Raw genomic sequence first — 19,603 nt, 5'->3', positions numbered from 1 at the left:
AGCCTGCCGGGGAGCGGTCGTCAGCGGGCAGCTCGGGCACTACGGTAAGCGGCACGGGTGTGCCTTCCCGACCGACGTTGGCGCGTCGGCCTATCTCGAAACCATGATCAGATGATTCGGGAAGGTATACCCTTCCCGTCAGATCCACAGGTTTCGATCATTGCTCCGCGGCAGCCTTGAGTAACGCCTTGCCAGACCGGCGCAGTCGATCTGCGTCATTCCATAAGCGGGTCACACCTTCAAGGTAAATAGCGCGCTTCTGACGCGGCTGGGGTTTCTCGGCCAGTGAGATTGTCATAGCCCCATCGCCACCCAAGAGGGGCAGTGGATGGCGGCGAGGCGGTATCCCGACCTGTGGTCAGACACCCGCCCATGCACTCGACGTGCGTGATGCGCACTGGCCCACCGCCGACAAGGAAGCCGTTAGGCCGCCTTGCGTCAATTGCAACCGTCCGCAGTGGCCAAGTCCCTAGGCATGCCACATAACAAAGGAGGGACTGAGTCATGCAAGTGATCATTCCTGGCGAGCCGATGCGGTACGGGCTGCGGCTCATCGCGTACGCCCCGATCGGGCCGCGGCTCGGTGTGCTCGGGCAGCATCTCGGGTTCGAGGCGGGGATGCCGCTCAACGACGTGCCGTCGCTGCGGCTGACCTATTCGACGCACGCGGCCGGCGCGCAGTGGCTCGCTCAGCCGTGTGAGATCGCGGTTGAGTGGTCGGCGGGCGGCGCGTGGACGGAGCCGCAGGGCGGCCGGTTCCTGCGGATCAAGCGCGCCTCCTATGCGACCGATTTTGCGGGGCCGTTGTCGTTCGATGCGCCGGGCTGGTCGTGGCAGCTGCGCAAGCTGGTGCTGTACCCGGGCGCCGGGATGGTGGACGGGAAGCGGCCGTTCAACGGGGTCACGCCGGGCACGATCCTGCGGATGGTGGTCGACGAGGGGCAGGACCGCGGCACCCTGCCGGGGCTGGCGGTCGACTTCACGCAGACGCCCGACAGTGCGGGGCAGCCGTGGGACAAGCTGCTGACGATCCGGCTGGACCCGGGCGCGGACCTACTCACCTTGCTGATCAACTTGGCCAAGCAGGGGGTACTGGACTGGACGATGCAGGGCCGGGTGCTGCGGGCCTTCAACGAGGGCACAACGCTGGGCGGGGACTTCGGCACGGGGCCTGCTCCGGTGGACCTGCGGATGGGCCGGGACGTCGACGACGCCCCGGACGATGCGACCTTGGAGGACGCCTCCAGCGCGATCCTGATCGTCGGGGAGAACGGCCTGCAGGTCGAGGTGACCAACCCCAGCGCGGTCGCCCCGTGGGGCCGCTGGGAGACGTACCAGTCGCAGTCCGGGGTGTCCGACGAGGGGACCGCGCGGCTGCTGGCGCAGCACGCGCTGGACCGGGCGTCGGGGGAGCGGGTGCAGCACACCCCGCAGATCCGGCCGTACGCGGCCCACTGGCTCCCGCTGAAGGACTACCGGCCGGGGGACACGGTGCTCGCGCCCGGCGATCAGGGCGTCATGCAGGGACTGAGGGTCCGGCAGATCACCCTGTCGTGCGACGCCGACGACGTGATCGGCGGCAACCTGGTCCTGAATGACAGGTTCCTGGAGCGGGACATCCGCCTGGCTCGCCGCAGCTTGGGCATCCTGGACGGCGGCATCAGCTCGGGAGGCGGCGGCGGCACACCGGCACCTGACACCGATGGCCGCGTGCCGGCCACTCCGGGCGGGCTGCTCGTCGAGCCTGCCGCGTACCTGGACGAGCACGGCTACGCGCACGGGCAGGCCACGCTCACCTGGGGCGCAGTCACCGAGGATGTGAACGGCGTCGAGCTATCGATCGACGGCTACGAGGTGTACACCCGCCGCAACGAGGCGAACCGACCGTGGGTGCTGGTCGCGCAGACCGACTCGGCCGATCGCACGGCGACCATCTCTCCGCTGGTCATCGGCTGGGAGTACTCGTTCAAGGTGCGGGCGACAAACGACGGCACCAAGGGCGTGTTCTCGCCGCAGTTCGTGGTGTTCATCCCGGACGACTCGACTCCGCCGCCGGCGCCGTCGACGCCGGTCGTGGCGGCGCGGCTCGGCGTGATCCACGTGGAGTGGAACGGACTGGGCAGCGCCAGCGAGCAGATGCCGATCGACCTCGACCGGGTTCACGTCTGGATGAAGGACCTGCTCAACTCGGCCGACCTCGGCGTACGCGTCGGCTACCTGACCGGGGCCGGGACGGAGGTGATCCCGGGCCAGCCGTACAACGCGGATCGGGAAATCTGGCTTACCGCCGAAGACCGGTCAGGGAACGAGAGCGGCCAGTCTGGGCACATCACCGTGGCGGTGACGCCGCTGATGGAAACCGACCTGATCGGCGAAATCATCGATGGCGCCGACCACATCATCAGCGGGTCGATCCCCGCAGACGCGAAGATCGTCGCCAACTCGATCACGGCCAGCCTGATCCAGGCGGGCGCGATCCAGGCCGGGCATATCCAGGCCAACGCGATCACCGCGGACAAGATCCTCGCCGGGGCAATCCAGGCCGCGCACATCGCCGCGAACGCCATCGAGGCCGACAAGATCGCCGCCAACGCGATCACCGCCGACAAGATCGCTGCGACCGCGATCACCGGCAAGACGATCACCGGCAGCATCGTGCGATCCGGCGCGACGGGGCAGCGGTTCGTGCTCGACAGCGCCACGCTTGACCTGCGTTTCTATCCTGCCGGCAACAGCAACTACAGCCGCTTCTACGCCTTCGACGGGTTGTATCCCGGCGAAACCACGACGTTCATCACCAGCGGCACCAACCAGTCCGGCAGCGCGCGGGCCGAACTCCAGGTCGCCGCCGGCCTGGTACGGCTCGACATCCGACAGCCGTCGTCGTCCACCCGCAAGGGAGGCGGTCTCGACGTCGCCGAGTCCTGATCACGTACGTGTCCGGGTACAAGGCCAAGCGCACCGCCCGGCCGGACCTGCCGCTGGACCAGCGGTAGCACGGGTCGAAAGAGCCCTCGCCGCTTCTTCGCGGAACGGCGAGGGCTCTTTCGCGTCCCAAACATGCAACGCCTCCCTCCCCAGCCCCTGGCCACCTGACTCACGCCGTCGTAGACCCTCGTCCTCCCTCAAGCGCCGGTCCGCCTCAAAAAACGGCAGAGAACCTACGAGACCTTTGCAGTTCAAAGTGTCGAGCCTGGGCATAGCCAAATGGAGCGGCGGGAAATATGAGTAGCGAGCATTCGGCTATTGGTGCCGCCTAGCCTGCTTAACAGTGGGTCCGTTGGTTTCAAACGACGCCGACCGCTGCCGCATGCCCAAGCATTCGTCGATCGATCGGCGACCTTTGCCATCCGAACGAGGAGCACCCGTATGCGCCAGCTGCCCATCGTCGACATAAACCAGCGCAGAAGCGCTGAAAGGGACGTGCCGATCTGGGAGGAAAGCCAGCCACGCTCCATCCAGAACCAGCAGATGGAGGCAACACAGGCCGCTCTCCAGGGAATGAAGATCGAAGTCGCCAAGATGAACGTATTCATTCTCAACTATACGATGAAATGTCCGCTGGCATGCGACTATTGTTGCTATTCCTGTGGCCCTAGACGCGCCGAGACGATGGATCTCGACCTGGCCCTGAATCTGGTGGACCAGGCCGCAAAACTAGAGGTCTTCTCGGAATGCGGTTTTACCGGCGGCGAACCACTCGCATTCTTCGATGACATTATAAAGATCACTGAGAGAATGTCCAGCCATGGTCTCCGCTATTCGATGATATCCGCCTGTGACTGGGCGGTCGACGCTGGCGCGGTGGAACGATACATCACTCCACTGGCGGACCGTGGGATGTCGGTTTTCACCGTAAGTTACGACCCCAGTCATGAACGCTGGGTGCCGCGTGACAACGTCCGCCGAGTCGTATCTAGGCTACTTGACTTGGGAATCCATGCAGTCATATGCGGCAGTTTCTACGACGATACTTCTCGGCTGGAGGAAATCTTCCCCGAGTTTCGGGAAACAAGTGTCGACTTTGTTAACCGCGTCGTCCTTCCCAAGGTGGGAAGAGCGAAAAACAAGCGCCTCGCGCCGGGCTCTTATCCGAATACGCGCATCCAGGCGAACGGCACCTGTTACAAGCGCATATACCATGATGTCACGGTCTTCTGGGATGGCGAGGTTTACCCCTGCTGCTCTGTATACAACCGCGACACTCCCGGAATCTCGTACGGAAATGTCTATGACATTCCATTGAGTGAAATATGGGACCGCATTGAAGGCTCTCTCTTCCTGCGCATGATCAAGCGCGGCGGCTTCTCCGAGTTGTACGAGTTCATCCAAGAGCGCGATCCTGAGCTGGCGCGAAACCTACCCGACCCCGCAACTGCCGTAGGCCCATGTCATCTGTGCAATCTGATCATGAGTGACGGGGAAACGAGCCGGGCGGTTCACCGAGTCTTCGCAGAAGAGGAGCGCGAGCGCATCGTCCGGATACTGTCCGGCGTCGTGCGGCAGAGTGGCCTGCAGACGGCACAGCAGGTCGTCGAGGACGCCTTCATGTCAAGCCGTTGAAAAGGCACGGGGCAGTGAGCCTCGACTGGAATTATTCAAGGGAAAGAGAAATGCCTAAGAACCGCGAACTCGAAGAACTAGCGGAGCGCCTGAACGAGAGTCCCGCTGCCCGCGCTCGATTCCTCGCAGGGACCATCGAGCTGCTCGAGGAGAACGGTGTGGACGTGTCGGCCAAGGAATTTGGCGGCCTGCTCACCGCCGATATCTCGAACCACGCATCGTTCCTCAGGAGCCTGGCCGCGAGCGCAGTAGTGACCGCCATCGGCTACACCGGCGGAGGTGACGGTGGGCCGCAGGAGTCCGCCACTACGGTGGTTATCGCAATTGCGTCCGGTGGAGCTGCGGAGATGCAGGAGTCCGCTACTACCGTGGTCGTCGCGATCGCCGTGGCGGGTGGAGCGGCTGCGGAGATGCAGGAGTCCGCCACTACCGTGGTCGTCGCGATCGCCGTGGCGGGTGGAGCCGGTGCGGAGCTGCAGGAGTCCGCCGGCGGCGAGCAGCTGGTGCTCAGACTTCCCTCCTTGGAGGCCCTAGGCAAGTTCGTGGACACGCTTCGTCAACTGGCGGACCAGCTGGAGGCACAACAACAGAAAATCGGTCGTGAGATATCGGCGGCGTCGAACGTGACAGCCCCCCAAAAGGAGGTGGGGGAGCGCAAAAGTACTGAACCACGACCGGCGCGACCCCAGCAAGAATCTCTTGGTCCCACCTGGCCTGCGGCCTTTCGAAGGTCCACAGGTGAACTGGCTCCAGGACCGCCCAAGCACGACGTCCTCAACGGACGTGGCTCTCCGCGCTGGCACGGTAGCCGCCGAGCCGGATATCTTTGAGAAACTGATCGGCGACAACAATCTTCGGCCCGTGGTGTTTCTAGCGATGGGGGTCAAGGCGGCCTCGCCGGTATGCCAGATCACTGTGCTCGATCAGGTGGGGACCGGATTCCTCATCGCGCCGAACATCATGATGACCAACAACCACGTCATCCGCTCCCTGGATGAGGGCGTCAACGCGAGCGTCCGATTCAACTACGAACTGGATCCGTTGGGGCGGCTTCGTCAGCCAGAGCAGTTCGCCTGCCGCCCGGACATCGCCTTCTACACGAGCGCGCCGCTGGACTTTACGATCATCGGCATCGAGGGAAACCCAGGGGAAAAGTACGGGTTCATCCCTGTGGATGCCAGCCACCCGATAAGGGTGGGCGACAGAGTGAACATTCTCCAGCACCCCATGGGCCAGCACAAACAGATCGCGTGCACCGATAACCAGGTCATGGCGGTGGGCCCGCAGGTCGTCCAGTATCTGACCGACACCATGCCCGGCTCCTCCGGTGCTCCCGTGTTCAACGACAAGTGGCAGATCGTCGCCCTGCACCATAGCGGAGGCTGGATCCCCGAACCCAACTCCCGATCTACGCATTTCCGCAATGAAGGCATTCGAATAACAGCCATCCTCAACGATCTGGTGAACGCCGGACTGGCAAGGAGGGCGTAGAAGGAGTTATTGCAGCCGTCACGCTGGCTGTGAGGCGGCGCCCTGCGCGGCCCCGGCCGGGTTCAACGGGCCGCCGCTGGACATATGAGTAGCCCCGCTCACCTCTTCGGAGGTGAGCGGGGGCTCTTTTGTTTTGCACGAGGCCTCGGAGGGTGGAATACCCCTAACGCAAGCGTTGCTCGCTCTGGAGATATTTGCTTCTCACAAAGTATCCTCCCGACCCTCGACGGCACCCTCTCCGCTCTCGTGGCCACTCGGGTGCGGCACGATAGCTCCCGCTGCGCCGTACTCCTCGTACTCGTCCGGCAGCAGCAGACCCGGGCGGCCTCGGCAGTGGCAATCCGACCGGCGGCACCGCCCAGGAACGCACAGAGCTCAAGTCCACCTGGCCGCCAGAGAAGGTCGCCTTGTCGAAGGAGACCTCACCGCCAGAGAACGTTAAGCCCTCGAAGTTGATTCGGCTGCCGGTGAACTCCGCGTGGCGAAAGGAGACCCGACCACCGGAAAAGTTGGCCCTGATGAAAGGGATCGAGCTACCGGAGAACGTGGCGTGGTCGAAGATCACCTCCCCGGCAGAGAACTGCGAGTCGGGCGCGAAGGAGACGATCCCGCCTGAGAACGTCGCGGCTTCGAAACCTACGCCAGCGCCAGAGAACTTCACCCCGGAGAACCTCACCTCGCCGTCGGAGAACACTGCGCCACCGGAGAACTCCGCACCGCTGAAGGACACATATCCGCCGGAGAACTTGGCGTCGGCGAAGTACACCTCGCCGGCAGAGAAGGTTGCGTCATAGAAGAAGACACGGCCACCAGAGAACGTCGCGCCCCAGAACATCACCTCGGGTCCGCAGAAGGTTGTGTTCCGGAAGGAGACTTCGCCGCCGGAGAACATTGCACTGACGAAGTCGCCGCCGTCGAAGACGGCGCCAGTGAAATAGAAGTCGTATCCCTGCCAGGAGACTGGGGCGTTCTCGCGGAGGTGGGCGGTGATGAGCCGAACAATGGTGTGGCGGACTTCGCGCAGTCCGGCGAAGGCCAGCCGGTCGGTCTCGGGCGCAGCCTTGTCGGGGTCGGGAGTGTATGGCATGCGTAGGTACGCGCACAGGACGTCGATGCAGGTCCGGCGCACATTGTGCAGCTTGGTGGCCTCCCGCTGCTCGGCCCGGTGTGCGCGGTCCTCACCGCGCTCGCTCACCTGTTGGGCCGCCTCGGCGACCTTCTGACGCCGGTAAGCGACCACCAGCGCCACCAGGCCGCCAAGCCCGGCCACCACCGCAAACGAGATCTTCAGCAGGTCGAATAGCGTAGCGGCGCTGACTCGTGCTTCCGGCCTCAGGCCCTGCACACCGAGTAACGTCAGTCCGCCAACGATGACCACAGTCAGGAGCACCACAGCAGATCCAGTCACCAGCGCCAGCGCTGTGCCGATTCTCATCAGCCGCAGCCCCGGGAAGGCCGCCGGATGCGGCGGATCGCTCGCCTGCCGATCCTTGCCTGGCTTGTCCACCTCGCCCATGTAGAGCCCATCAGCGTGGGTTGCAGCGCTGCTACATCACGATTGCCCGGAGTTCTGAGTTACGTCATGATGTCTGCCTCGTCACTCAACAACACTGCGGGATCCAGGTCGGCGCGTAGCTCCTCCAGCCGGTTGAGGAAGGCGTCGATGTCGGCGCGGCGCTGGGCGACGACCCACACGATGCGGATGATGTCGTGCAGGACGTGACCACGGTCCTGACCCAGGCTGGTGAACCCGGCCTTGCGGAGCCGGTCGGTGGCGCCGTAGATGCTGTTGGCGTAGGCGCGGCGGGTGGCGTCGTCGGCCTCGTCTGGCGGCAGCGCCGGGTAGAGGCGTTCCTCCACCTCCTCGGCGCTGATCCGTAGGCGTTCGGCATGCGCGGCGAGCGCCGGGCCGTAGTGGTTGACGAGCGCTTCGCTGACGACGTGGAACAGGGCGAGGAGTTCGTCGGTCAGCTGCTGCAGCTGCTCGTCCTCGGCCTGCTCGGCGAGGTTGGCCAGGCGGAGGACCGCGTTCGCGAAGGCGCGGTCCTGCCACAGCAGGGTGGGGAACGTCTCGCCGGCCGCGATCACGGCGCAGGCGGCAATGCGTGACTCGGCGACAACCTTCCGGCGGCGCATCTCGCTCATGCGTTCGATAGTAGCGGCGCCGGTTCATGAACACCGGAGGACACCCGATGTCCTGTGACACCGAAGGCTGATCATTGTCACCGAAGGTTGATGACCCCAGCGTCGCTATAAGCATGACTTCCGGTGCCGTGTTCAGCGAGTTCTGATGCCAGTTGCTGATCAACGAGGGGCGCGATCGCAAGCGACTTCTGGTACCACAAGGCCGGTTCAGTCTTTCCTCCGCCGGGGACGTTCGCCTGTTCTGGAGCGTTGTACGGGAAGGCCATTGAGATGGAGCACAGGTGTCCCTCTACGGAAGCCGTCACGTCACCGCGGTCAGTTTGACCGCCCTCTGTCTCGGGCTGCCGGTCGGTGCGGCCGTCCAGATCGCCGAGGAGGATTTCGCACTTCCCGCCGTCATCGGCGCCGTCCTCCTCTGGTGCCTGTCGGCTTGGGTGGGACGGTGGATTCTCAACCGGAAGGCCGCGTCGGCTGAGCCTGTCGAGTGGCTGGTGCGTGCACATGTCGCGACCCGTAAAGGGTTGGTCCGGTGCCCCATGCTCAGGCTTACTCCGCTGGACGGCGGCAGAGGTTATCGGCAGCGGGTCATGTGGCATCCGTGGCTGGATGACATGGCCGACGAGGAGATCCTCTTGGTCCGGATCGGCGAGGGTCTCGCGCGGCGCGCGATCGTGGAATTTCCAGAAGGCACGCGCATCATCCCCGCAGGACGCTTGCGTCGGTGGTCCTACCTCGGCTGGCCCGTCGGGGACCGCGCACCGGAGCGGGTCGATGGTTTCCCATTCCCTCCGTGGTTCTGCATCGGCCTTCCGGTTTTCGGCGGGCTGCTCGGCGGATTCCAGATGCCGCCGGGGGAATGGAGCGGGGCCGCGACGATGGTGCCGGTCATGCTGGGGATCATTCTGCATTTTTGGGGATGGGTCGGAGGGCTGCCCCAGGCGCCGGGCAATCGCCTATGAAGCTGTACCAACATTCCCTGAACGTGAATCAACTTCAGCCAGGTGACACCCGTGTTCGTACGCATGTGGTATCGGAACGCATTCGCATGCCCACCCAGCGGCTTCCCCTTGAGACCCGATCTCTCGGCACTCAATCTTGGGTGACACACGACCAAGCTTCGGTGTCGTGGGACAGTCGCCGACGTGCTGCCCGTGCGCGAGGTGATGCAGAAGTCGTGGAGGACGGTGTTGATCGGCGTCTTCGCGCTGGCCACCGCGACCGGCGGCTATTACGTGACCACGACGTTCCTGCTCACCTACGGCACGGGCGAGCATCAGTTGTCGGAGGAGATGCTGCTCAACGGCATGTCGCTGGCCGCCTTCCTGGAACTGCTCGTCACGCCGGTCCTCTCGTTCTACGCCGACAAGGTCGGTGCGCACCGCATGGTCATCGCCGGCTGATCGGCGTGATGGTGCTGCCGATCCCGCAGTTCCTCGTGCCGGACACCGGGAGCGTCTTCGTCATCTACCTGGCGATGCTGGCCATGAGGTTCGCGATGTCGGCGCTCTATGGGCCGGTGGCCGCGCTGCTCGGGGTCCTCTCCCTGATCGGCATCTTCTGTACGGCACAGCTCAACCGACACGCTTTGCTCATTAAGAATTAACGAATTGGCCATCGGGAATTTATGCGGTATGTCGGCGGTATATTTGACGACGCATTCCACGGTCGGAGCTTGCCCGTTTCTCAGCACATCTGCGATTTTCATTGCCATGAAGAGAATAGGCATTTCGCTCGCCGCCGCCTCGCTGATGACCGGTGCGCTGACCATGGGAGCCGCGCCCGCGCATGCAGCAGCTGCCTGTGGCTACTACATGCGGCTCAACGTGGAAATTCCGGTCAACTCGACGTATACCTACGAGTTCGACGTCACCGCCCAGAACACGGCAAAGCCAAGCAACTGCCGCGTGAAGATCTACACCTACTACAAGCGGGTGGGCAATTCTTCTCAATTCCTGAAGAAGTCAAGCGAGAACAAGACTTCTTCGTTCAGCACGCCATCGCCGGGATACAAGGTCTACAGCTACAGCGCAGGTGCAGGCGGCGCTTCGAATCATTTCCTGATGAACAAGATCGGCACGAAATACCAGAAGCTCCAGCACGTCAAGTCGATCTTCTACATCCTCAAGAACGGCAAGCAAATCAAGAGTTGCAGTCTCTCCACCGCCCTGTACCCGGCCCCGAGGGTCTGGTGCGGCGAGAACTGAGCGCGAGCGTCGACCTTTCGTGACAGTCGGCTACGCACCAGCAGCGCCGCCGCCGGTTGCGTAGCCGACATCCGCGTCGCCCTGAGAGACGTTGGAGTCCAGGGCGAGCGCTGTCGAAATTCGGCCGATCATGGTGTACAGCCGGTGACGATGAGCAGTTCGACGATCTGACGCGGCGACAGGTGACGGCGCAGCCGAGCGAGCTCGAGCGGCGCGAGCGCGGGGTGACGCTGGCCGAGGGTCGTGCTCGACCTGATCCGCGGCAGCACGGAAGGCACCCTGATGAGTCAGACGCCGCTGTACGGCCGCGCCGCACGCACGGTCGCCGAAGGCCTGCGCGAGAAGGCGGTGGTCGGCTGACCGGTGGGCCAAGGCGCGCGGTGCCGTCGCCGCGGTGGCGGCCCGGGTGGGCGACGTGGCGCCGTTCCTGGTCGGCGGGATAGCGATGGGCTCGCCGATCGTCATCGCCTGGCGCGAGCAGATGTTGTTCGCCGCCGAGGTGCTCGGGCTGGGCGGCTGGTCGTGGGTGCTGCCGACCGCGTTGGAGGGTGCGGCCTGGTATCTCGCCTACTTGACCCACCGGGCGATTGACTGCTGTTCGATCCGGTGCGCGCCAGGGCCGAGAGCCCCAATGTCCGGCTATTCCTCTACTCTGACCCCGGAAGCGGCTCCAGCGGGAGGGGTTGAACGGTGGGCGAAGGTGCAGATACTGTCGTCGTCGCCGAACTTTCATGTGTTCTCGAACGCATCACCTATGCCAATGAGGACACCGGCTACACCATCGCCCGCGTCGCCACCGAACGCTCCGGCTCCGAGCTGCTGACCGTCGTCGGCCCGCTGCTGGGCGCCCAGGTGGGGGAGTCGCTGCGGCTGCAGGGCCGCTGGACCTCCCATCCCCGCTACGGCCGCCAGTTCGAGGTGTGGTCCTACACCACCGTCCTGCCGGCCACCGTCCAGGGCATCCGCCGCTACCTCGGCTCCGGCCTCATCAAGGGGATCGGCCCGAAGATGGCCGAGCGGATCGTCGACCACTTCGGCACCGCCACCCTCGACGTCATCGAGCAGCACCCCGAACGCCTGACCGAGGTGCCGGGCCTGGGCCCCAAACGCACCAAGATGATCGCCGCAGCCTGGGACGAACAGAAGATCATCAAAGAGGTGATGATCTTCCTGCAGGGCGTCGGCGTGTCCACCTCGATCGCGGTGCGCATCTTCAAGCAGTACGGCGAGCAGTCCATCTCCGTCGTCAAGACTCAGCCGTACAAGCTGGCCGACGACGTGTGGGGGATCGGGTTCAAGACCGCCGACACCATCGCCCAGGCCGTCGGCATCCCGCACGACAGCCCCGAACGCGTCAAGGCCGGCCTGCGCTACACCCTGTCGCAGGCCGCCGACGACGGCCACTGCTACCTGCCGGCCCCCAACCTGGTGGCCGACGCCGTCAAGATCCTCGACGTGGGCTCCGACCTCGTCGCCGCCTGCCTGGAGGACCTCGTCGCCGAGGAAGGCGTCGTGCGCGAGCCCGTCCCCGCCGGAGACTCCGTGGTGCCCGCCGTCTATCTGCCGCCCTTCCACCGCGCCGAGCAGTCGCTGGCCTCCGGCCTGCTGACCCTGCTGCGCAGCGGCCACGACCGGCTCAAGGCCTTCGCCGACGTCGACTGGGCCAAGGCCGAGGCCTGGCTGCACGCCCAGAGCGGCGCCGAGCTCGCCCCCGAGCAGCGCCAGGCCGTCCGCCTGGCCCTGACCGAGAAACTGGCCGTGCTGACCGGCGGGCCCGGCTGCGGCAAAAGCTTCACCGTACGCTCCATCGTGCTGCTGGCCCGCGCCAAACGCGCCCGCGTCATCCTGGCCGCCCCCACCGGCCGCGCCGCCAAACGCCTGGCCGAGCTGACCGGCCACGAGGCCACCACCGTCCACCGGCTGCTGCAGCTGCGGCCCGGCGGAGACGCCACCTTCGACCGCGACAACCCCCTGGACGCCGACCTGGTCGTCGTCGACGAGGCCTCCATGCTCGACCTGCTGCTGGCCAACAAGCTCGTCAAAGCCGTCGCCCCGGGCGCGCACCTGCTGTTCGTCGGCGACGTCGACCAGCTGCCGTCCGTCGGCGCCGGAGAGGTCCTCAAAGACCTGCTGGCCGCCGCCGACATCCCCCGCGTCCGGCTCACCCAGGTCTTCCGCCAGGCCCAGCAGTCCGGCGTCGTCGTCAACGCCCACCGCGTCAACACCGGCCGCCACCCCGTCCTGGAGGGCATGAAGGACTTCTTCCTGTTCCCCTGCGAGGAGCCGGAGGAGATCGCCGCCCTGACCGTCGACGTCGTCTCCCGCCGCATCCCCGCCCGCTTCCGCCTCGACCCCCGCCGCGACGTGCAGGTCCTGGCCCCCATGCACCGCGGCGCGGCCGGCGCCGGCGCGCTCAACGCCGCGCTGCAGGAAGCCCTCACCCCCGCCGTCGAGGGCATGCCCGAACGCCGCTACGGCGGCCGCGTCTTCCGCGTCGGCGACAAGGTCACCCAGCTGCGCAACAACTACGACAAAGGCGCGGCCGGGGTGTTCAACGGCACCGTCGGCATCGTCACCGACATCCGGCCCGACGAGCACAAGCTCACCGTCCTGACCGACGAGGACGAACCGGTCGACTACGCCTTCGACGAACTCGACGAGCTCGCCCACGCCTACGCCGTGTCCATTCACCGCTCCCAGGGCAGCGAATATCCCGCCGTCGTCATCCCGCTGGCCACCAGCGCGTGGATGATGCTGCAGCGCAACCTCCTCTACACCGCCATCACCCGCGCCAAGAAGCTCGTGGTGATCGTCGGCTCGCGGCGGGCGCTGGCCCAGGCCGTACGCACCAAGGGCGCGGGACGCCGGCACACCGGCCTCACGCACCGCCTGACGCCGCGTTGACCTGCGCCTGACCACAACAAGTGATCTAAATGTGACCGAACTCTCCCAAATCATTCGTCGTCTTACATGCAGGAGCATTAAGGTTTTTGAGGTGCCTTTGGTGCCCTGGGGGAGAGGACAATCTTGAACGTTACGCCTATATGGAGGAGACCGGCCGCCGCCACTGTCGCGCTGCTGGCCGCGGCCGCCCTGACCACCTCCTGCTCGAACGGCGGCACCACCACCACCGCCGCCGACCCCGGCGTACCGGAAACCACCACCACGCCCACCCCCCAGGCACCCACCGTCACCATCACACCCGCCGAGGGCAGCGAGAAGGTCAACCCCGACAAGAAGATCGTCATCGCCGCCGCCGGCGGCGCCCTCGAGGACGTCGCCGTCACCACCGGCGACGAGCAGATCGAGGGCCGCTTCAACGCCGACAAGACCCGATGGGTCTCCAAAACCCCGTTGAAGCCCTCCACCGGCTACACCGTCACCGCCAAGGCCGGCGCCACCACCGCCACCAGCGCCTTCACCACGGCCAAACCGCAGCGCGCCCTGCAGATCATCGACGTGACCCCCAACGCCAAGGGCGAGACCCTCGGCGTCGGCGCCCCCATCATCGTCACCTTCAACCAGCCCGTCGCCAACAAGGCCACCATCGAACGCGCCCTCGAAGTCGACGCGGAAAAACCCGTCGAAGGCGCCTGGCGCTGGGTCGACGACACCAAGGCCATCTACCGCACCGCGAAATACTGGCCCGCCCACCAGAAGGTGACGTTCAACGCCCACATCACCGGCATCAAGGGCGACAAGGGCCTGTACGGCACCAAGGACTACACCACCACCCTCAAGATCGGCGCCAAGCAGATCAGCAAGGTCGACACCCGCACCAAGCGCATGTACGTCTACCAGGACGGCAAACGCGTGCAGACCATGCGCATCAGCGCCGGCATGGCCACCACCCGCGAATACACCACCACCTCCGGCGTCCACCTGACCATGGAACGTGGCAACCCCGTCCGCATGATCTCCCCCGGCCGTAAGAAGGGCGACCCCGGCTACTACGACGTGATGATCGACCACGCCGTCCGCATCTCCAACTCCGGCGAGTACGTTCACGCCAAGAACAACGTCTGGGCCCAAGGCGTGCGCAACGTCAGCCACGGCTGCATCAACGCCCGCCCCGACCAGGCCAAATGGTTCTACGACAACGTCCAGCGCGGCGACGTCGTCGAAGTCGTCGGCACCGACCGTGAACTGGAGTGGAACAACGGCTGGGGCTATTGGCAGATGCCGTTCAAGGAGTGGAAGAAGGGCAGCGCCCTCAACGGCAAGGCCTGAGCCCGGCACCCCGCTGCCGCGCACCGGCGCCCGCTCCGGCTCGGCCGGCACACCCGAGCACCGATTCACCACGGCGTAGCGGCGGGGCTCATCCCGATGGTGGCAGCGGCCAGGGTCATCACCAAGGCGTCGTGGATGTGGTCGCGGACACCTCAGCGGATGCGCAGGCGGCCCAACCAGCCCACCAGCGTGATCGCTCGTTCCCATGGACCGGCTGACGGTTGCCGCCGTTAAGCTGATCTTCGTGAGAGACGGACATGAGGCCCCCGTGATCCTGCCCGAACCACGGACCGCGATCGAGGCCGCCGACATCGAGCGGGTCCGGGCGCTCCTCGGCGGCCCCGACCCATGGGGACGGGGGACCCCGCTGCACCTCACCGCGTCCGCGCTTGTCGTCCATCCGCCCACCCGGCGCGTGCTGCTGCGCTGGCACGCACGTCAGCAGGCATGGCTTCAGGTCGGTGGGCACGCCGACGCCGGCGAGTCCGACCCGTTGCAGATCGCGCTGCGGGAGGGAGCCGAGGAGACTGGGCTGACCGATCTGACGCCGTGGCCGGATGGGAGTCCCGTTCACCTGGTGATCGTCCCCGTACCGGCGGCGCCGCACGAGCCCGCCCACGAGCATGCCGACCTGCGCTTCCTGCTGGTCACTGACACGCCGGACGCGGTGCGGCCCGAGAAACCTGACTCGCCGCTGCGCTGGCTCTCGCTCGCTGAAGCACGGAAGTTGACCACAGAGGCCAACACGTGCGAGACCATCGACCGCGCCGCCGCCCTCCTCGGCGAGTAGACATACCGAGCGGCTGGGCCGGCGTCGCTCGAGCCCAGGTCGATGTGCACGTAGTACGGGTCCAGCCGAGATATCGGGAAAACCGGCCATGAGTTGATCTTGACGCCAGTTCCCCAGGCAGACGTACGGTCAGCGGTCAACTGTGATCAGCTTGAGGGCGTCTTCCTTGTCCTTGTCGGACGGCAAGCTGTAGCGCCGGGTGGTCTCCAGGCGGGCGTGGCCAAGGATCTCGGCGACCAGGACCAGGTCGGTCTTGCCGCGGACCAGCGTGGTGGCCAGTGTGTGGCACAGGACGTGCGCGGTGGTGGGATCGTCAAGGCCGGCCGTCTGGGCGATTCCGGCGATGATGCCGCTGGCGGCGCGGGCGGTCAGCCGTCCGCCCTTGGCGTTGAGGAACAGAGCTCGGTTGTCGTCGGCGCGGGGCCAGTTGGGGCGTTCATCCAGCCAGAGCTGCAGTTCGTTGCGGAGCTTGGGGTGGATGTCGACCTCGCGGAATTTGCCGCCCTTGCCGTGCAGGCGCAGCTTGCCCTTGCGGGCCGACATCTGGACGTCGTCGATGTCGAGGCGGACGACCTCGCGGATGCGGGCGCCGGCGTAGTACGGGATCAGCGCGATGCACCGGCCCCGGGGCGACAGGTGCGCCTCCCCGGCGCGTAGCCAGCGGATGCGGCGCGTTCCTCGAGGGCGCGGGGCGCGTTCTTGGGCAGGTCTTCGCGGGCGATGTCGGTCTTGCCCAGGCCCCGGCGGGTGTGGAAGTCGTCCAGGGCGGTGAGGGCGGAGTTGACGTAGACGCGGCTGCGTTTGGCGGGGCCGTCGCGCAGCAGCCACATCCGGTAGTCGCGCACGGCCCAGTCGCGGGCCTGGCGGTCGGTCAGGGGATCGGCGGTGTAGGTGGCGGTGTGGTCGGCCAGCCAGGACAGGAACATGCGCACGCGGGAGCGGTAGGTGCGCCGGGTCTCGGCCGACAACGGCGCGCGCTCCAGCGCAGCGGCGTACTCGTCGAGGATGACGTCATACGCAGGCGGCAGCCTGATCGGTCGGGCGCCCGGAGGGGGCTTCGTAATCTCGGAAGCGGATTCGGGCTTCCGGAGAGACCCGGGTTGCGTCATCTCGGAAGTACGGCGGATTCGTCCGGCGATTAATGCAGTGAGGCTCGTAGCCCGGGAATGATCACGCAGTGCGGGATCATGGGTTGTGGAAGGTGACTTCGGGGTTGGCCGGGGTGGGGGCGTCGAGCAGGGGTTGCTTCGTGCCCTTGAGGTGCTGGTCGAAGAAGGCCGCGACGTAGGAGCGGGTGAGCGCTATCCCGCGTTCGGCGGCGATGGTGTCGGGGGACGGCGTGCCGATTTTGCTCTTCGGGATGGCCAAGTCGGTGAAGCTGTCGTGCTCGGCTTGGGCGACGGTGAGCCAGCGCTTCCAGCCGTGCAGAGCCTGCCAGGTGTTGTCCCAGGTGTGGTCCTTGCCGGGGCTGTGGTCACTCTGGCTGCCCATCAGCAGGAAGGGACGCTTGCCGAGGCCGGTGGCGGGGAGGGTTGCGTTGATGGTGCCGTCGAGGTTGATCCCGGCCCTGACCCGCGTGTCGGTCAGCATGGTGGCGGAGGCGGCGTCGCCGCCGAGTGAGTGGCCGGCCATGCCGATGCGCTTGGGATTGATCAGGTTGGCGCGTTTCCAGGCGGGGTGGCGGCCGGTCAGGCGGTCCAGGACGAAGGAGATGTCCTTGGCGCGGTTCTTGGTGATGGTGGCCTTGCCGCCCTCGGGGGGTTTGGGCTGGTCGCACAGGGGTGCGCAGGTGAGCAGGCCGACGCCGGGGAAGGTCGTGCCGGAGGATTCGTAGGCGTGGTCGACTGCTGCGACGACGTAGCCGCGGCTGGCCAGACCCTCGGCGAGAGAGGTGAGGCTGGCGCGGGGCAGGCCGAGGCCGGGTGAGACCACCACCAGCGGGTGGCGGCCGTTCTTGGGGCGCGTGCCGGTGTGGGCGTAGGTGCGGATACCGCTGATGAACTCGGCGGGCAGGTTGGTGCCGGGGGCCTTGCGTTGCAGGAAGGACGTGGCCTCTTCGGCGGTCAGGTAGGGGGCAGGGGCCCCGGTGGCGGAGCGAGCGGGGTAGTACATCGAGATCATGAGCCGGCGTGGGCCCGATTCCGGTACCCAGGGGTCCTTGCGGCTCTTGTCGACCAGGTACAGGATGTCGCGGCCGACCGGATCGGGACCGGTGGGGCGAGGCAGTTCCAGCCGGGGGGCCGGCGACGTGGTGGCGGCGGGGCTGGGTTGCGTGGCCGATGCGGTCGTCGTGGCGCAGGCGGTGGTGGTCAGGGTGAGGCAGGCCGTCAGCGGAACGGCCAGCAGGCGCGGGGACATCAGGGTGTTCATCGAATTCCTTCCGGGAGCGGTCAGACGTCGCGGCGGCGCACGACGAGCAGGGTGAGGACGGCGGCGGCCAGCGGCCACGCTGCGAAGACGGCCCAAGAGCCGGCCACCGTGGGCAGGGCGGGGTCGTCGCGGAGCTGGGGCAGGCCCAGGCAGGTGCGCCAGACGTAGAAGGGGACCAGGGCATACAGGTCGTTGAGCCACTGGTGGACGGTCGGCCGGAAGAAGGTCGGCACGATGACCAGCACGGCGCAGACGGCGACGACGGCGGCCGCGGTATGCCGCAGCAGCGCGCCGACTCCCATGCCGACCAGCCCGGACACCGGAGCGAGCAGCGCGTTGGCGGCCAGCACGCGCAGCACGCCGGGGTCACCGAGCGAGATGGCGACGCCGCGGCCGGACAGGATGGCCTGGCTGACGCCGAAGGTGGCCGCCGAGACGAGGGCACCGGTTGCGAGCATGACGCCGCTGACGACGGCGAGCTTGGCGGCCACGACGCGGTGCCGGGCCGGGACGGCGCTCAGGGTGGTGCGGATGAGGCCGGTGGCGTACTCGCCGACGATCGTCAGCGCGCCCAGGCTGCCTGCGCCGATCATGAGCATGGTGGCGGACAGTCCGCTGAACGCCTCGGTCAACGGGCTGAACCTGGCCTTCTCCATCGCCGGGAAGCCGGGCCAGCCGTGGTAGGCCTCCAGGCTGCTTTGGACGGCGAAAGCGACGATGGCCAGCGTGCCGAGGCCGAGCAGCCAGCGGGTGGAGCGCAGCGACCACAACTTGGTCCACTCGGCGGCCAGCAGATCGATCATCGCCGATCACCGGCCGGAGACGTCGCTCGGTAGTCGGCGCTCTCGGCGGTCAGCTCCATGAACGCTTCCTCCAGCGAGGCGGACTGTGGAGCCAGTTCCCGCAGCAGGATGCGCCGCTCGAAGGCGAGTTCGCCGATGCGGGCAGCGCTCAGCCCCGTGACGCTCAGCGTGTCGCCGCCGTCCCGCCGCACCTGGCCGCCCGCCTGCGTCAGAACGGCGGCCAGTTCGGCGGTGTCCGGCGTGCGTACGGTGACCGACGCGCCGGTGCCTCGGGCGGCGAACTCGGCCACACTCTCATCGGCAATCAGCTCGCCGCGGCCGATGACGATGAGCCGGTCGGCGGTGTGCTCCATCTCGCTCATCAGGTGGCTGGAGACGAGCACGGTGCGTCCTTCGCCGGCCAGGCGCCGGAACAGGCCGCGCACCCAGCGCACCCCTTCGGGGTCCAGGCCGTTGACTGGTTCGTCGAACAGCAGCACCGGCGCATCGCCCAGCAGGGCGGCCGCGATGCCGAGCCGCTGCCGCATGCCCAGGGAGAACCCGCCCACCCGGCGGCGGGCCACGCTCTCCAGCCCCACGTCTCGCAGCACCTCATCCACCCGGCGGCGCGGCAGCCCGTTGCCGCGGGCCAGCGCGGACAGGTGCGCCGCGGCGCTGCGCCCGCCGTGCACGTCGCCGGCGTCCAGCAGCGCTCCGGCGTGCCGGAGGCCAGCCCGATGCCGGGCGAACGGGCGGCCGTCGACGGTGGCGCTGCCGCTGGTGGGCCGGTTCAGCCCGAGGATCATCCGCATCGTGGTGCTCTTGCCGGCGCCGTTCGGGCCGAGGAACCCGGTGACGTGGCCCGGCCGCACGGTGAAGGTCAGGCCGTTGACGGCCGTCACCTCGCCGTAGCGCTTGGTCAGTTGGTTGACTTCGATCACCCGCCCAACGGTGTCGCAGGTCGGGCAGGCGGGGCATCTGGCCGCAGGCCGGTTTCTGCGCGGGCGGGGTGGCCCGCGGGCATAGGC

The 19,603-nt window shown here is 66.7% G+C and carries 18 protein-coding genes; 11 read left to right on the top strand and 7 right to left on the bottom strand.

Annotated elements, in window-relative coordinates; all coding sequences use genetic code 11:
- Positions 1-504 precede the first annotated feature (504 nt).
- The 4 genes from ACTWQA_RS47000 (at position 505) to ACTWQA_RS46985 (ending at position 6,054) form a co-directional block, all read left to right on the top strand.
- Positions 505-2,928 carry a hypothetical protein gene (locus ACTWQA_RS47000; RefSeq protein WP_443165348.1) on the top strand — a complete coding sequence of 808 codons (2,424 nt, stop codon included), beginning with the start codon at positions 505-507 and terminating at the stop codon, positions 2,926-2,928.
- Positions 2,929-3,369: 441 nt separating this feature from the next.
- Complete coding sequence (locus ACTWQA_RS46995; protein WP_443165347.1) at positions 3,370-4,563, top strand: radical SAM/SPASM domain-containing protein; 1,194 nt, start codon at positions 3,370-3,372, stop codon at positions 4,561-4,563.
- Between the two features lie 14 nt (positions 4,564-4,577).
- Positions 4,578-5,393, top strand: coding sequence for a hypothetical protein (locus ACTWQA_RS46990; protein WP_443165346.1), 816 nt, complete (start codon positions 4,578-4,580; stop codon positions 5,391-5,393).
- On the top strand, positions 5,347-6,054 hold the full coding sequence (locus ACTWQA_RS46985; protein WP_443165345.1) for a trypsin-like serine peptidase: 708 nt from the start codon (positions 5,347-5,349) through the stop codon (positions 6,052-6,054). The genes ACTWQA_RS46990 and ACTWQA_RS46985 overlap by 47 nt, the downstream gene beginning before the upstream one ends.
- A gap of 163 nt (positions 6,055-6,217) precedes the next feature.
- Here the strand turns inward: ACTWQA_RS46985 and ACTWQA_RS46980 are convergent, their stop codons facing one another.
- A complete protein-coding gene (locus ACTWQA_RS46980; RefSeq protein WP_443165344.1) occupies positions 6,218-7,570 on the bottom strand; it encodes a pentapeptide repeat-containing protein in 1,353 nt (450 codons plus the stop codon).
- Positions 7,571-7,629: 59 nt separating this feature from the next.
- Complete coding sequence (locus ACTWQA_RS46975) at positions 7,630-8,199, bottom strand: hypothetical protein (protein WP_443165343.1); 570 nt, start codon at positions 8,197-8,199, stop codon at positions 7,630-7,632.
- 281 nt (positions 8,200-8,480) lie between these two features.
- Between ACTWQA_RS46975 and ACTWQA_RS46970 the strand changes: the two genes are divergently transcribed.
- The 7 genes from ACTWQA_RS46970 (at position 8,481) to ACTWQA_RS46940 (ending at position 15,423) form a co-directional block, all read left to right on the top strand.
- On the top strand, positions 8,481-9,158 hold the full coding sequence (locus ACTWQA_RS46970) for a hypothetical protein (protein WP_443165342.1): 678 nt from the start codon (positions 8,481-8,483) through the stop codon (positions 9,156-9,158).
- Positions 9,159-9,341: 183 nt separating this feature from the next.
- The gene (locus tag ACTWQA_RS46965; protein WP_443165341.1) at positions 9,342-9,599 is read left to right on the top strand and encodes a hypothetical protein; all 258 of its coding nucleotides are present in this window, start codon (positions 9,342-9,344) and stop codon (positions 9,597-9,599) included.
- 8 nt (positions 9,600-9,607) lie between these two features.
- Positions 9,608-9,802 carry a hypothetical protein gene (locus ACTWQA_RS46960; protein WP_443165340.1) on the top strand — a complete coding sequence of 65 codons (195 nt, stop codon included), beginning with the start codon at positions 9,608-9,610 and terminating at the stop codon, positions 9,800-9,802.
- Between the two features lie 106 nt (positions 9,803-9,908).
- Positions 9,909-10,403, top strand: coding sequence for a hypothetical protein (locus ACTWQA_RS46955; protein ID WP_443165339.1), 495 nt, complete (start codon positions 9,909-9,911; stop codon positions 10,401-10,403).
- Between the two features lie 690 nt (positions 10,404-11,093).
- Complete coding sequence (gene recD2 / locus ACTWQA_RS46950; RefSeq protein ID WP_443165338.1) at positions 11,094-13,307, top strand: SF1B family DNA helicase RecD2; 2,214 nt, start codon at positions 11,094-11,096, stop codon at positions 13,305-13,307.
- 123 nt (positions 13,308-13,430) lie between these two features.
- Positions 13,431-14,633 (top strand): Ig-like domain-containing protein, encoded by a 1,203-nt coding sequence (locus tag ACTWQA_RS46945; protein ID WP_443165337.1) that lies wholly within the window; start codon positions 13,431-13,433, stop codon positions 14,631-14,633.
- Between the two features lie 244 nt (positions 14,634-14,877).
- The gene (locus ACTWQA_RS46940; protein ID WP_443165336.1) at positions 14,878-15,423 is read left to right on the top strand and encodes an NUDIX hydrolase; all 546 of its coding nucleotides are present in this window, start codon (positions 14,878-14,880) and stop codon (positions 15,421-15,423) included.
- 129 nt (positions 15,424-15,552) lie between these two features.
- On the opposite strand, the gene ACTWQA_RS46935 is transcribed toward ACTWQA_RS46940, so the two are convergent.
- The 5 genes from ACTWQA_RS46935 to ACTWQA_RS46915 all read right to left on the bottom strand — a co-directional run bounded on the left by ACTWQA_RS46935 (position 15,553) and on the right by ACTWQA_RS46915 (position 19,516).
- Positions 15,553-16,005, bottom strand: coding sequence for a tyrosine-type recombinase/integrase (locus ACTWQA_RS46935; RefSeq protein WP_443165350.1), 453 nt, complete (start codon positions 16,003-16,005; stop codon positions 15,553-15,555).
- Between the two features lie 23 nt (positions 16,006-16,028).
- The gene (locus ACTWQA_RS46930; protein WP_443165335.1) at positions 16,029-16,532 is read right to left on the bottom strand and encodes a hypothetical protein; all 504 of its coding nucleotides are present in this window, start codon (positions 16,530-16,532) and stop codon (positions 16,029-16,031) included.
- A gap of 76 nt (positions 16,533-16,608) precedes the next feature.
- The gene (locus tag ACTWQA_RS46925; RefSeq protein WP_443165334.1) at positions 16,609-17,793 is read right to left on the bottom strand and encodes an alpha/beta hydrolase family protein; all 1,185 of its coding nucleotides are present in this window, start codon (positions 17,791-17,793) and stop codon (positions 16,609-16,611) included.
- Positions 17,794-17,813: 20 nt separating this feature from the next.
- Positions 17,814-18,596 (bottom strand): ABC transporter permease subunit, encoded by a 783-nt coding sequence (locus tag ACTWQA_RS46920; RefSeq protein WP_443165333.1) that lies wholly within the window; start codon positions 18,594-18,596, stop codon positions 17,814-17,816.
- Positions 18,593-19,516 (bottom strand): ABC transporter ATP-binding protein, encoded by a 924-nt coding sequence (locus ACTWQA_RS46915; protein ID WP_443165332.1) that lies wholly within the window; start codon positions 19,514-19,516, stop codon positions 18,593-18,595. Before ACTWQA_RS46915 ends, ACTWQA_RS46920 begins: the two co-directional genes overlap by 4 nt.
- Positions 19,517-19,603: the final 87 nt, after the last annotated feature.

Source organism: Nonomuraea sp. 10N515B (genome assembly GCF_052245915.1).
Classification (GTDB): Bacteria; Actinomycetota; Actinomycetes; order Streptosporangiales; family Streptosporangiaceae; genus Nonomuraea.
This window is presented reverse-complemented; position numbering and strand designations above follow the sequence as displayed.

What these genes read in the sequence shown, in the direction of transcription:
- ACTWQA_RS47000 (WP_443165348.1), top strand. Translation starts at nt 505, where the DNA reads ATGCAAGTGATCATTCCTGGCGAGCCGATGCGGTACGGGCTGCGGCTC.
- ACTWQA_RS46995 (WP_443165347.1), top strand. Translation starts at nt 3,370, where the DNA reads ATGCGCCAGCTGCCCATCGTCGACATAAACCAGCGCAGAAGCGCTGAA.
- ACTWQA_RS46980 (WP_443165344.1), bottom strand. Translation starts at nt 7,570, where the DNA reads ATGGGCGAGGTGGACAAGCCAGGCAAGGATCGGCAGGCGAGCGATCCG.
- ACTWQA_RS46975 (WP_443165343.1), bottom strand. Translation starts at nt 8,199, where the DNA reads ATGAGCGAGATGCGCCGCCGGAAGGTTGTCGCCGAGTCACGCATTGCC.
- ACTWQA_RS46960 (WP_443165340.1), top strand. Translation starts at nt 9,608, where the DNA reads ATGGTGCTGCCGATCCCGCAGTTCCTCGTGCCGGACACCGGGAGCGTC.
- ACTWQA_RS46955 (WP_443165339.1), top strand. Translation starts at nt 9,909, where the DNA reads ATGAAGAGAATAGGCATTTCGCTCGCCGCCGCCTCGCTGATGACCGGT.
- ACTWQA_RS46930 (WP_443165335.1), bottom strand. Translation starts at nt 16,532, where the DNA reads ATGACGCAACCCGGGTCTCTCCGGAAGCCCGAATCCGCTTCCGAGATT.
- ACTWQA_RS46925 (WP_443165334.1), bottom strand. Translation starts at nt 17,793, where the DNA reads ATGAACACCCTGATGTCCCCGCGCCTGCTGGCCGTTCCGCTGACGGCC.
- ACTWQA_RS46920 (WP_443165333.1), bottom strand. Translation starts at nt 18,596, where the DNA reads ATGATCGATCTGCTGGCCGCCGAGTGGACCAAGTTGTGGTCGCTGCGC.